The organism is Halomonas sp. 11-S5 (assembly GCF_029889825.1).
Lineage (GTDB): Bacteria > Pseudomonadota > Gammaproteobacteria > Pseudomonadales > Halomonadaceae > Halomonas.
On record NZ_JARANW010000007.1, the window covers coordinates 85,538 to 99,093 of the forward strand.

Annotated in this window: 7 protein-coding genes; 6 read left to right on the forward strand and 1 reads right to left on the reverse strand. The window is 67.8% G+C overall.

Going from position 1 to position 13,556, the window contains the following annotated elements; genetic code table 11:
* Positions 1 to 146: 146 nt before the first annotated feature.
* The gene (locus OP497_RS07615; protein WP_280547603.1) at positions 147 to 3,341 is read left to right on the forward strand and encodes a DNA translocase FtsK 4TM domain-containing protein; all 3,195 of its coding nucleotides are present in this window, start codon (positions 147 to 149) and stop codon (positions 3,339 to 3,341) included.
* Positions 3,342 to 3,456: 115 nt separating this feature from the next.
* Complete coding sequence (gene lolA, locus OP497_RS07620) at positions 3,457 to 4,086, forward strand: outer membrane lipoprotein chaperone LolA (protein ID WP_280547604.1); 630 nt, start codon at positions 3,457 to 3,459, stop codon at positions 4,084 to 4,086.
* A gap of 215 nt (positions 4,087 to 4,301) precedes the next feature.
* On the opposite strand, the gene OP497_RS07625 is transcribed toward lolA, so the two are convergent.
* A complete protein-coding gene (locus tag OP497_RS07625; protein ID WP_280547605.1) occupies positions 4,302 to 5,651 on the reverse strand; it encodes a replication-associated recombination protein A in 1,350 nt (449 codons plus the stop codon).
* 203 nt (positions 5,652 to 5,854) lie between these two features.
* Between OP497_RS07625 and OP497_RS07630 the strand changes: the two genes are divergently transcribed.
* The 4 genes from OP497_RS07630 (at position 5,855) to OP497_RS07645 (ending at position 13,555) form a co-directional block, all read left to right on the forward strand.
* Positions 5,855 to 6,400 carry a hemerythrin domain-containing protein gene (locus tag OP497_RS07630; RefSeq protein WP_280547667.1) on the forward strand — a complete coding sequence of 182 codons (546 nt, stop codon included), beginning with the start codon at positions 5,855 to 5,857 and terminating at the stop codon, positions 6,398 to 6,400.
* A gap of 167 nt (positions 6,401 to 6,567) precedes the next feature.
* The gene (murI, locus tag OP497_RS07635; protein WP_280547606.1) at positions 6,568 to 7,344 is read left to right on the forward strand and encodes a glutamate racemase; all 777 of its coding nucleotides are present in this window, start codon (positions 6,568 to 6,570) and stop codon (positions 7,342 to 7,344) included.
* Between the two features lie 66 nt (positions 7,345 to 7,410).
* Positions 7,411 to 8,532, forward strand: a complete 1,122-nt coding sequence (gene trmA, locus OP497_RS07640; protein ID WP_280547607.1) for a tRNA (uridine(54)-C5)-methyltransferase TrmA — start codon at positions 7,411 to 7,413, stop codon at positions 8,530 to 8,532.
* Positions 8,533 to 8,713: 181 nt separating this feature from the next.
* A complete protein-coding gene (locus tag OP497_RS07645; RefSeq protein WP_280547608.1) occupies positions 8,714 to 13,555 on the forward strand; it encodes an NAD-glutamate dehydrogenase in 4,842 nt (1,613 codons plus the stop codon).
* Position 13,556 lies beyond the last annotated feature (1 nt).

The following is a 13,556-nucleotide window of genomic DNA, read 5'->3' on the forward strand; positions in this document are numbered from 1 at the left end:
TCTTCCTCGTTGATGACCCGCCCAGTCTGCCGCGCGGCGGGATGAGGCTCAAGGCATGCAGGCCCTGTGATGGTGAGCACTTGCTCGGTATGATTGAGCACAATGAAATCTGGAAGACGCCATGTTGGCGCAAGGGGGATGGCCGCTTGAGTGCCAAGAAGAGGACCTCGTCACGTCGGGTGACGGCGGCGAATGCCAGGGAGACGGCGAAGCGCGTCGGCCTGCGGCTGCAGGGGTCAGCGCGCGAGGGCGTGGTGATCCTGCTGCTGGCCGCCTGTGTGTTCCTGTTGCTGGCGCTCTACAGCTTCCGTGCCCAGGATCCCGGCTGGTCGCGCAGCGGCCCCGAGACCGAGGTCGTCAACTGGATGGGGCCCATCGGGGCCTGGCTCGCCGATGTGCTGTACTCGCTGTTCGGGGTCAGTGCCCTGTGGTGGCCCGGCATGCTGGGGTTCGCCGCCTGGTGGCTGATCAGTTCGCGACAGGTGCGCTTCGAGTGGGATGCCACCGCCTTGGCGGTGCGCTGTGGGGGGCTGGTGCTGCTGCTGCTGGGCTCCACCACCCTGGGGGCGCTGCACTTCTACCGTCCCGATGGCTCCTTGCCCTACTCCACGGGGGGCATCCTCGGCGAGGGGCTGGTCGGTGCCCTGATCCCCCTGGTGGGGACGGGCGGTACCGGCCTGCTGGCCGTGGCCGCCATGCTCTGCGGTTTTCCCCTGTTCTCCGGGCTCTCCTGGCTGACGGTGATGGATGAGCTGGGCCACCGCAGCCTGGCGCTATGGCGCTGGGTGGCCGACCGTTTCGGCCTGGTGCGCGAACGACGCGCCGAGCAGCGTGACCAGGCCCGGGAAGAGAGTGAGCCCCCGGTCGCCCAAGCCGATGAGCGGGAGGCCGACGAGGCCTCGCCCGAGGCCGATCACCGGTCGCGCTGGTGGCAGCGTCTGGGGGGCGGCCGTCGTCGCGAGGCCGACCCGGTGCTGGCCGCCGACGGGGTCTCGCGTCGCGAACCCGGTTTCGGCAACGACGGTGTGACCGACATTCCCTGGGAGGTGCCCGAGCGCACGCCCTCGGCCAAGAAGCCCGAGGCGGCCTACACCGCCCGGGCCGCCCGTGAAGCCATGGAGCCGCGGGTGGCGATTACCCCGCCGGGGGAGCAGCGGATGCCCGCCTCCTCGCCCCACGCCGAGGCGATGCCTGCCGACGCCACGATGCCCCCGGCCTCACGCGAGCCGACGCCCGATGCTCGCCACGCCGCTCCACCCGTGCCTGGCGAGACGTCGCGCACCGGGCCGGAGAGCCGCGAAAAGGACAGCACACGCCGGGTCCCGGAAACGGTGCCCGAGCCGGTACTGCCCGATGATGACGAGGTGATGCCGGCCTGGCAGGGTCCCGCCCTGCGGGCCTGGCGTGACGAGGGGCGTCTCGATGCAAGCGTCGATGCCGCCTCCGTCAGCGCCGAAGCCGGCGGGGAGGCCGATGCGCCGCCCCCCGCCCGGGCCTCCTCGGGGGCCTCGCCGCACTCGCCGGCCCGCGAGGGGCGGCGCCGTGAGCCGGAGCTGGTCGACTGGCAGGACGCCTACCGGGAGGAGCCCGACGACACGGACGAACCGCAACTGGCCTGGGTGCCGACGAGTGAGGGCGCCATGGGGGACGGGGAGGCGTCCACCGGCCGGCGTGATCCGGGGGTTGCCCCACCGGAACCGACGCCGGAGCCGGCGCCCCAGGTGGCGACCGCCGAGCAGGGGCGCGAGGCCGCCGACGAGCCCGAGGGGCCGGCCCTGTGGACCGTGGAGCACCTGCAGAGCCAGCGGCCGGTGCTCGACGAGCTGCCGGAACCCGATGGCGAGCTGCCCAGCCTGCGGCTGCTGACGCCGCCGCAGCCCCAGCAGCGCAACTACTCCGAGCAGCAGCTGGCCGAGATGGCCGAACTGCTCGAGACGCGGCTGCGCGAGTACGGGGTCAAGGCCGAAGTGGTCGAGACCTGGCCGGGCCCGGTGATCACGCGCTTCGAGATCAAGCCGGCAGCCGGCGTGAAGGTCTCCAAGATCAGCAACCTGGCCAAGGACCTGGCGCGCTCGCTGATGGTCAAGAGTGTGCGCGTGGTGGAGGTGATTCCTGGCCGCCCGACCGTGGGCATCGAGATCCCCAACCCGCATCGCGCGATGATCCGGCTGCGCGAGGTGATCGACTCCGACCGCTACCAGCACGAGGCCTCGGCGCTGACCCTGGCCCTGGGCCAGGATATCGGGGGCGGCCCGGTGGTGGCCAACCTCGGCAAGATGCCCCACCTGCTGGTGGCCGGCACCACCGGCTCGGGCAAGTCGGTGGGGGTCAATGCCATGCTGATCTCCATGCTGCTCAAGGCGACGCCCGACGAGCTGCGCATGATCATGGTCGACCCCAAGATGCTGGAACTGTCGGTCTACGACGGCATCCCGCACCTGCTGGCGCCGGTGGTCACCGACATGAAGGAGGCCGCCAACGCGCTGCGCTGGTGCGTGGCCGAGATGGAGCGTCGCTACAAGCTGATGGCGTCCATGGGCGTGCGCAACATCGCCGGCTTCAACGGCAAGCTCGACGAGGCCGAGCGGGCCGGCGCCCGGGTGGCCGACCCGCTCTGGGAGCCCCAGCCCTGGGAGATGCACCAGTCGCCGCCGGTGCTCGAGAAGCTGCCCTACATCGTGGTGGTGATCGACGAGTTCGCCGACATGTTCATGATCGTCGGCAAGAAGGTCGAGGAGCTGATCGCGCGGCTGGCCCAGAAGGCCCGCGCCGCCGGCATCCACCTGATACTGGCCACCCAGCGTCCCTCGGTGGACGTGGTCACCGGTCTGATCAAGGCCAACATTCCCACCCGCATGGCCTTCCAGGTCTCGTCCCGGGTCGACTCGCGCACCATCCTCGACCAGGGGGGCGCCGAGAACCTGCTCGGCCACGGCGACATGCTCTATCTGCCGGCCGGCTCCGGCATGCCGACCCGCGTCCATGGTGCCTTCGTCGACGACGACGAGGTGCATCGGGTGGTCGAGGACTGGAAGCGCCGCGGCGAGCCGGAGTACATCGACGAGATCCTCTCCGGCGGCGTCTCCGCCGAGGCCCTCACCGGCCTGGAGGCCGAGGGCGGCGGTGACGACGACGCCGAGCAGGATGCCCTCTACGACGAGGCGGTGGCCTATGTCACCGAGAGTCGCCGGGCCTCCATCTCGGCGGTGCAGCGCCGCTTCAAGATCGGCTACAACCGGGCCGCGCGACTGGTCGAATCCATGGAAATGGCCGGGGTGGTCTCCACCATGGGCACCAACGGTGCGCGTGAGGTGCTGGCCCCGCCGCCGGTGGGCCACTGACGCGTGGCAACCTTGCAGCAATGATGGAAGCCCCCGGCGGGGATGCAACCCGCCGGGGTATCCCGGGTCCGAGTGACAGGACGCCATGATGGACCCGTTCAGGGAGACACAGACGATGATAGTGAAGAAGACCCTCGCCGCGCTGACCATGACGCTCGCCGTGCCGATGTCGGCCCTGGCCAGCGAAGGCGCCGAGCGGCTGGCGGACATTCTCGAGCCGCTCGAGACCTACGTGGCGGACTTCGAGCAGCAGATCCTCGATGGCAGCGGCCAGCGCCTGCAGGAGGTCCACGGCCGCATGTGGCTATCGCGTCCCGGCAAGTTCCGCTGGGAGGTGGATGCCCCCTACGAGCAGGTGGTGGTCTCCACAGGCGAGAAGGTCACCCTCTACGACCCGGACCTGGAGCAGGCCACGGTGCAGCCACTGGACCAGCGGGTGACCCATACCCCGGCCCTGCTGCTCTCCGGCAGCGCCGACGAGTTGACGGGCAGCTACGACGTCAGCCGTCAGCAGCAGGGCAGCAGCGAGACCTTTACCCTGGTGCCCAAGGATCCCGATACCCTGTTTGAGGAATTGAAGATGACCTTCCGCGGCGAGGCGCTGAACCTGCTGCAGATGACCGACAGCACCGGGCAGCGCACCGCCATCGAGTTCGACAACGTGCGCATGAACGAGCCGCTGGACGACAGCCGCTTCACCTTCGAGATCCCCGAGGGCACCGACGTGATCCGCGATACGCAATAAAGCGCCGAGCCGCCAAGCTGTTCGGTGGCAGGTGGCAGGCGTTGAGGCAAAGAATGAGTGCCCCCGTCGGATTTGAGGTCCGGCGGGGGTTCTTTTTGGGGCTAGGTTATCCTGCTTGGCCGCTTGGCCGCTTGGCCGCTTGGCCGCTTGGCCGCTTGGCCGCTTGGCCGCTTGGCCGCTTGCCACTTGGCCGCTTGGCTGCTTGCCACTGTTCTCTAGGTGCTGTCGCCACCGTCCCCATCCGCTTCCCGGTCGAGCTGCTCCCGCCAGGCCATGAGCTGGCCGTAGCGCTTCTCCTGGCCGTATTCCGTGGGCGTGTAGAAATGCTGTTGGGGGACGGCGGACGGCCAGCAGTCATGGGTGCTGCCGGCGGGATAGCCGTGGGGCTCGTGGTGCGCGTAGCGGTAGCCCTGGCCGTGACCCAGGGATTCCATCAGCTTGGTCGGGGCGTTGCGCAGGTAGCTTGGCACCTCCAGCTGGGGCTGCTCCGCCACGAAGGCCTTGGCCTGCTTCCAAGCCTGGTCGATGGCGTTGCTCTTGGGGGCCACCGCCAGGTGGATGGCGGCGTGGGCGATGGCGCGCTGGCCCTCGTGGTCGCCCAGGCGCAGGTAGGCGTCCCAGGCGGACATCACCAAGGGCAGGGCGCGCGGGTCGGCGTTGCCCACGTCTTCCGAAGCGACGGCCGCGAGGCGGCGGATCACGTCCAGCGGATCGCCGCCGCCCTGCACGAAGCGGGCGATATAGAGGAGGGCGGCGTCGGGTCGCGAGGAGCGCACCGACTTGTGGATCGCCGAGAGCAGGTCGTAGAAGTGGTCGCCCTGCTTGTCGAAGGCGCTGGCCTGGTGGCCGATGACGTCTTCCAGTGCCTGGCGAGGTAGGCGCTCGCCGTCGCCCTCGGCCACGGTGAAGTCACAGGCGGTCTCCAACAGGCCCAGGGCGCGGCGGGCATCGCCGGCGGCGGCCCGGGCCAGCAGCGCCAGCACGGCGTCGTCCACGCGGATCTGCCGAGCGCCCAGGCCGCGCGCCTCGTCGGCCAGCGCCCGCCGCATCACCTCCACGAGTTCCTCCTCGGCGAGCGATTTCAATACGTGCACGCGTGCTCGGGAGAGCAGCGCCGAGTTGACCTCGAAGGAGGGGTTCTCCGTGGTGGCGCCGATCAGTGTCAGCAGCCCCGACTCGACATGGGGCAGCAGGGCATCCTGTTGGCTCTTGTTGAGGCGGTGGATCTCGTCGAGGAACAGCAGGGTGGGGCGCTCGCGGGCCTGCCTGTCCCGGGCGCGATCGACGGCGGCACGGATCTCCTTGACCCCAGCCATCACCGCCGAGAGGTGCTCCAGGTGGGCGCCGGATACCTCGGCGAGGATCTCGGCCAGGGTGGTTTTGCCGGTCCCCGGGGGGCCCCAGAGGATCATCGAGCGCACCACGCCGCTCTCGGCCATGCGCGCCAGGGGCTTGCCAGGGCCGACCAGCGCCTGCTGCCCCACATAGTCCTCGAGCCGGCGCGGGCGCATGCGAAAGGCGAGCGGCGCGGCATCGTCGGGGGTGTTGCCCTGGAAGAGATCCATTTCTGACTCCTTGGCTCGCGACTGCTAGAGTGGATGTGTCGTCGCAGGCAATACGACCTTGGGCGACAGGCACAATTCCCCCTGAGGGGCTAGCTTGAGACAGGTTGGCCTTGCCTCGGGGCACGGCTCGGTGAACCCGACCTGCCGCGGTGAATCGAAGAGTGATGTTCCACATCGCCACAGAGGAGACTCCTGTCATGCCCATGCTGAAGCAGTTGCGTCAGGATCATGCCAACATGGCGCGCATGTTGCACGTCCTGCAGCTCAAGCAGAAGTCCCTGGCGTGCGGCGAGCGTCCCAACTTCCAGCTGGTCCGGGAGGTCGTCGACTACATTCTCGACTATCAGGAAGGCTTCACCCAGCCACTCGAGAAGGTCTGCACCGAGCGCCTCAAGGAGCTCGACCCCTCGAGTGTCGAGGTCACCGAGCGCCTGTCCCGGGACTATCGGTCGCTGAAGTCCCGGCTAAAGCGGCTGTCCAACGACCTCGACATGATCCTGATGGATGCTGTGGTGCCCATGGACCGCTTCGCCGAGGACCTCAAGGCCTACCTGGACAGTCACCGTGCCTACCTGCGGGACGAGCGCGAGCTGCTGTTCCCGCTGATCCGTGAGCACTTCAACGACCAGGACCTCGAGGCCCTCGCGGCGGCGCTGCCCGAGGGCGCCCAGGCGCAGCTCGAGCGGCTGCAGGAGGCCTATCCCGAGCTCTATGCCGAGCTACGCGATGCCCCCGAGCCGATGACCTGACCCTCCCGCCGCCGATATCGGGCGCGGGTTTCTGCTCTGCTCCGGGTCTGGGGTAGAATGGCTGACATGCTCAGCTGCCTTCCTCTCGTCATGCATGATCCGCTCCTGCTTCACACGCCCTCGACCATCTCTAGAGACCTGGCCCTGTGGCATCGGAGTCAAGGTTGATGGCGGGGCCGATCCTGGTCTTCGATTCCGGCGTCGGCGGGCTGTCGGTGGTCCAGGCGCTGCGCCAGCGCCTGCCTGAGGCCGCTCTGGCCTATGCCTGCGACAATGCCATGCTGCCCTATGGCCAGCGCGAGGATGCTTGGCTGGTACAGCGAATCCGGGCCGTGTGCGAGGCCGCCGTCGCGGCCAGTGGCTGTAGTGCCCTGGTGGTGGCCTGCAATACCGCCAGCACCCTGGCGCTGGACGTCTTGCGCGAGTGCCTGGCGATCCCCGTGGTCGGCACCGTGCCGGCCATCAAGCCGGCGGCCCAGCTCAGCCGGACGCGCCATATCGGCCTGCTGGCGACGCGTGCCACGGTGTCGCGGCCCTACACCTTGCAGCTGATCCAGGACTTCGCCGCCGACTGCCGGGTGACCCGGGTCGCCGCGGATGCCCTGGTCATCGAGGCGGAGCGCCTGGTGGCCGGGGAGCTTCCCGACCGGACGATTCTGTGCCAGGCCCTCGCCCCGCTGTGGGAGGATCCCGATCTGGATACCGTGGTGCTCGGCTGCACCCACTTCCCGCTGCTGGCCCCGTGGCTCGCCGAGGCCGCGCCGCGGCAGGTGACCTGGATCGACTCCGGCGAGGCCATCGCCCGCCGGGTGGCCCAGGTGGTAACGGTTTTCGCCCCTCGCCAGGGCGACACGCCGAGCTTCGTCACCACCCCCGACGAACGCCTGGGCAGGGGGCTGGCCACCTTCGGCTTCGCCTCGCCGAGGCTGCTGCATCCGGCCTGAGCCGATCGCGCATGTCGTCATCTGCATGACCCTCGCAATCTTGTCATCTTCTTCCCAGGAGCCGCCGTGGCCATTCCCGTCGTCGATCCCGCCCGCTATGACCAGCAGCTCGCGGCCAAGCGCGAGCGCATCAGCCGTGACTTCGCGCGCTTCGCGCCGCCAACGCTCGAGGTGTTTCCCTCACCGCCGAGTCACTATCGTCAGCGCTGCGAATTTCGCCTTTGGCACCAGGGGGATGACCTCTTCTATGCGATGTTCGAAATGCAGGGGACCGAGGGGGACCCCGAGGATCCGAAGCGCAAGACGGTGGTCCGCCTGGATGACTATCCGGTGGCCAGCCGGCAGATCAATGACCTCATGCCGCGCCTGCTCGATGCCATCCGCGACAACGACCTGCTGCGCCGCCGGCTGTTCCAGGTAGAGTTTCTCACTACCCTCTCCGGCGAGGCGCTGGTCACCCTGATCTATCATCGTCGGCTCGATGAGGCCTGGGAGGCCGAGGCCCGTGCCCTCCAGCAGGCATTGGGCATTATGGTCATCGGCCGCGCCCGCAAGCAGCGCCTGGTGCTGGCGCGTGACCATGTCTGGGAGCGCCTCGCCGTGGACGGCGATGACCTGGTCTACCAGCAGGTGGAGAACAGCTTCACCCAGCCCAATGCCGAGATCTGCCGCGCGATGCTGGCCTGGGCTCGGGACGTCACTCGGGGCAGCCAGAACGGTGACCTGGTGGAGCTCTACTGCGGCAACGGCAACTTCACCGTGGCGCTGGCCGACAACTTCCGGCGGGTACTGGCCACCGAGATCTCGCGAACCTCGGTGGCCAGTGCCCGGGTCAACCTGGCGGCCAATGGCATCGGCAACGCCGAGGTCGGTCGCATGTCCGCCGAGGAGTTCTCCCAGGCCCTGAAGGGCGAGAAGGGTGGGCGCCGGGTGGCCGAGATGGCCCTCGACGACTATGCCTTCTCCACGGTGCTGGTCGACCCGCCCCGGGCGGGTCTCGATGACGAGAGCTGTCGCCAACTCAGCGACTATGCGCGTATCGTCTATATTTCATGCAACCCCGAGACCCTGGCCGACAATCTCGAGACGCTGGCCCGCACCCACGACATCCGGCGTTTCGCGCTCTTCGACCAGTTTCCCTGGACGCATCACTGTGAATGCGGGGTCCTGCTGGAGCGCCGTGACTGAGGCGTCGCGGGCCGACTGGATGTCAAGCGGCGATGCGCAAACGACATGCTCCATGAGTGAAGGGGCATGTGGCTGGGGTGGGCGCGGGAAGTGACGTAAGCTGGAAGGCGATGCGGCCAGGGGGCCGCCACGTCAAGTTCTCCCGGCCGCCTCCGGCGGCCGCAGGCAGCCGAGGTGATGGATGCAACACGTCGCACACGAGGAGACCCGCCAGGATCTGCTTAAGCAACTCGAGGAGCGGCTGCAAGGCCGTCTGGACGAAGACAAGGCCGCCCAAGTCGGTGCCTTCGCCCGCCACTTCTATGCCACGGTACCGCTCGATGACCTGGCCGACCGCCGTCTCGACGACATCTATGGCGCCACCCTCGCCGTATGGCACTTCCTGCAGCAATTCGATCCTGCCGATCCCAAGGTGCGGGTGTTCAACCCCGACTTCGAGCAGCATGGCTGGCAGTCCACACACACCTTCATCGCCGTGCTCCACGAGGACATGCCCTTCCTGGTCGACTCGGTACGCATCGAGCTCAACCGGCGGGGCATGACCGTCCACGCCATCCACAATGCGGTGCTGGCGACGGAGCGCGACGGCCAGCATCGGCTCAACCGGGTCACTCCGACCCGGCAGGCCGATGCCCCGCAAGGCCGAGAGTCGCTGATCGCCATCGAGGTCGACCGCCACTCGGACCCGGCGCTGCTCGAGGACATCGAGGCGAGCCTGCAGGAAATCCTTCGCGACGTGCGCACCGCGGTGGCCGACTTCGAGCCGATGCGCGAGCAGGCCCGGGCGGCTGTCACCGAGCTCAAGGCCTCGCGCCCGGAGCAGGTCGATGCCGGCGATCACGAGGAGGCCATCGCCTTTCTCGAATGGCTGCTGCATGACAACTTCACCTTCCTCGGCTACGACGAGTATGTCGTCCACGAGGCCGATGGGCGGCAGCGCCTCGACCGGGTCGACGAGAGCAAGCTGGGCGTGTTCCGCCTCGACCAGCCCCGCTACCAGGAGCGTATCCGCACCGACCAGGGCGTCGAGGGGGACCACTACGTGCTGGTCCCCCAGCTGCTGTCGTTCGCCAAGAGCGCCCATCATGCGCGGATCCATCGCCCGACCTATCCCGACTACATCTCGATCGATCGCTACGACGACCAGGGGCGGGTGATCGGCGAGCGCCGCTTCCTCGGCCTGTTCACCGCCACCGTCTACAACGAGTCGCCGCGCAACGTGCCCATCCTGCGTCGCAAGCTCAAGACGGTGATGGACAAGTCCGGCTTCAACCCCAAGGGACACAACGGCAAGCACCTGCTGCACATCCTCGAGGTCTATCCGCGCGACGATCTCTTCCAGATTGACACCGACGAGCTGACCCAGACGGCCCTGGGCATCCTCGACATGCGCGAGCGGCGCCGGGTGCGACTGTTCATCCGCGAGGACCGCTCCGGCAAGTTCTACTCCTGCCTGGCCTTCGTGCCACGCGATGTGTTCTCCACCGAGCTGCGTCTGCGCACCCAGGCCCTGCTCTGCGAGGAACTCGACGCCACCTTCGGCGATTTCAACACCTACCTCTCGGAGTCGGTGCTGGCCCGCATCCAGTTCATCCTGCGCTTCAAGGGGGACCAGCCCGCCGACTACGACCTGCGACGCCTGGAAGTCAAGCTGGCGACCCTGGCCCGCAACTGGCGCGACGACCTCCAAGGCGCCGCCATCGAGGGATTCGGCGAGGAGCAGGCCAACCTGCTGATGGACCGCTTCCGCGATGCCTTCCCCGCCAGCTATCGCGACGACTTTTCGGCGCGTACCGCGGTCTACGACCTGCAGCACATCAGCGAGCTTGATGACGGCTGTCCGCTGGCGCTCTCCCTCTACCGGTTGGTCGAGGAGGAGGGCAGCGGGGTCAACCTCAAGCTGTTCCACCGTGACCAGCCCATCCCGCTCTCCGACGTGCTGCCGATGATGGAGAACCTGGGGCTGCGGGTGATCGGCGAGCGCCCCTACGAGCTGCAGGCCAGCGACGGCAGCTACTGGATCCACGACTTCGATCTGGAGCACCACACCAGTACCGAGGTCAATCTGCAGGAGATGCGCGGGCCCTTCGTCGAGGCCTTCCAGCGGATCTGGAACGGGGAAGCTGACAACGACCCCTTCAACCGGCTGATCATCGGCGCCAACCTGGACTGGCGCGAGGTGGCCATGTTGCGAGGCTATGCCCGCTATCTCAAGCAGATCCGCTTCGGTGTCTCCCAGGACTACATGGCCACCACCCTGGTCAACCATCCGGAGATCACCCGTGAGCTGGTGACGCTCTTCGAGCTGCGCTTCGATCCAGCCGAACGCCCGCCGGAAGGTGAGATCGATAACTGCATGGCGCGTATCATCCGGCTGCTCGACGATGTCGCCAGCCTCAATGATGACCAGCTGCTGCGCCGCTACATGGAGCTGATCCAGGCGACCCAGCGCACCAACTACTACCAGCGGGGCGACGATGGCCGTCACAAGGACTACATGTCCTTCAAGATGGAGCCTTCCCGGGTCACCGGCATGCCCAAGCCGCGGCCGGCCTACGAGATATTCGTCGGCTCGCCGCGCGTGGAGGGGGTGCACCTGCGCGGTGGCAAGGTCGCGCGGGGCGGGTTGCGCTGGTCAGACCGCTTCGAGGATTTCCGCACCGAGGTGCTCGGCCTGGTCAAGGCGCAGCAGGTCAAGAACGCCGTGATCGTGCCGGTGGGCGCCAAGGGTGGCTTCGTCTGCAAGCGCCTTCCCGAGGGTGGTGACCGCGATGCCCTCCAGCAGGAGGGCATCGCCTGCTACAAGACCTTCATCCGTGCCCTGCTCGACGTCACCGACAACCGCGTGGGGGGCGAGATCGTGCCGCCTCGCGACGTGGTGCGCCACGATGACGACGACGCCTATCTGGTGGTGGCCGCCGACAAGGGCACCGCGACCTTCTCCGACATCGCCAACGAGATCTCGGCCGAGTACGGCCACTGGCTGGGCGATGCCTTCGCCTCGGGCGGGGCCAACGGCTACGACCACAAGAAGATGGGCATCACCGCCAAGGGGGGCTGGGAGTCGGTCAAGCGCCACTTCCGCGGCCTGGGGCTGAACATCCAGGAGGACGAGTTCACGGTGCTCGGCATCGGTGACATGGCGGGCGATGTCTTCGGCAACGGCATGCTGCTCTCCGACAGGATCCGCCTGGTGGGGGCCTTCAACCATCTGCATATCTTCGTCGATCCGACCCCGGACGTGGCGGCGAGCTTCGCCGAGCGCCAGCGCCTGTTCGCCCTGCCGCGCTCCAGCTGGGAAGACTACAACGCCGAGCTGATCTCCGAGGGCGGCGGGGTGTTCAAGCGCTCGGCCAAGACCGTCCCCATTTCCAAGCAGATGAAGGCGCTGTTCGGCATCAAGGAGGACAAGCTCGCCCCCAACGAGCTGATCCGCGCCATGCTCAAGTCACGGGTCGACCTGCTGTGGAACGGCGGGATCGGTACCTACGTCAAGAGCAGCGAGGAGACCGACGCCCAGGTGGGAGACAAGGCCAACGACGGCCTGCGCATCGATGGCCGCGAGCTACAGTGCCGGGTCATCGGCGAGGGCGGCAACCTCGGCCTCACCCAGCGCGGGCGCATGGAAGCGTCCGCCCGGGGCATCCGGGTCAACACCGATTTCATCGACAACGCCGGCGGGGTCAACTGCTCCGACCATGAGGTCAACATCAAGATCCTCATCGATGAGGTGGTCAAACGCGGCGACATGACCGAGAAGCAGCGCAACCAGCTGCTCGCCGACATGACCGGTGAAGTCTCCGACCTGGTGCTGCTGGACAACTATCGCCAGACCCAGGCGCTGGATCTCGCCGAGCTCCTCTCCCGGCAGGGTATCGGGCCCTTCCGGCGCTTCATCAGCGAGCTGGAGGCCGCCGGCCAGATCGACCGCGAGCTGGAGTTCCTGCCCGACGACGAGGTGCTCAAGGAGCGCGCCGCCAACGAGCAGGGGATGTTGCTGCCGGAGCTCTCGGTGCTGATCTCCTACGCCAAGAGCGTGCTCAAGGGCGACCTGATCGCCTCTGACGTGCCCGACGACCCGACCATCGTCAAGTTCGTCGAGCGGATCTTCCCCGGGGTGCTGGTCGAGCGCTACAAGCAGGAGATGTACGACCACCGCCTGAAGCGCGAGATCGTCGCCACCCAGGTCGCCAACGACCTGGTCGATCACATGGGCATCGTCTTCGTGCGCCGGCTGATCGATTCCACCGGCGCCGACCGTGCCACTATCGCCCGCTCCTACGTGGTCGCGCGTGACAGCTTCCAGCTGCCGCGCCTCTGGGAGCAGATCGAGGCGCTGGACAACCTGGTGCCCAGCGCCGTGCAGTACGCCATGATGCTCGACCTGATGCGCATGCTGCGTCGTGCCACCCGCTGGTTCCTGCGCAATCGCACCGGCATGAATACCCGGGATGCCATCGATTTCTTCGCCCCGCGCCTGGCAAAGCTGCAGGAGAACATCGGCAAGCGCCTGCGCGGCGAGGAGCTCGAGGCCTGGGAGGCCCGCCGCAACGAGCTCATGGAGGCCGGCGTGCCACAGGCCCTGGCCTCTACCGTGGCCGCCGCCGGCAGCCTCTACGCGGCACTCGGCATCATCCAGGCGGCCCGCCAGACCAACGAGAAGCCCCAGCGTGTCGCCGAGGTGTACTACGAGATCGGCGATCGCCTGGAGCTGCCGTGGATGATCCAGCAGATCACCGATCTCAAGGTGCGCGACAGCTGGCAGGCTCAGGCCCGTGAGACCTTCCGCGACGACATCGATCGCCAGCAGCTGGCGCTGACCATCAGCGTGCTGGGCATGGATGACGGCCCCAGGGATTCCACCGAGCGGGTCGAACAGTGGCTCTCGCTGCACCAGGGCATGCACCAGCGCTGGTGTCGCCTGCTCGAGGAGGTGAGCAGCGGCGCCCATGGCGGCTTCCCGCTCTTCGCGGTGGCCGTACGCGAATTGGTCGACCTGGCCGAGAGCAATCGCGAGACCTGAT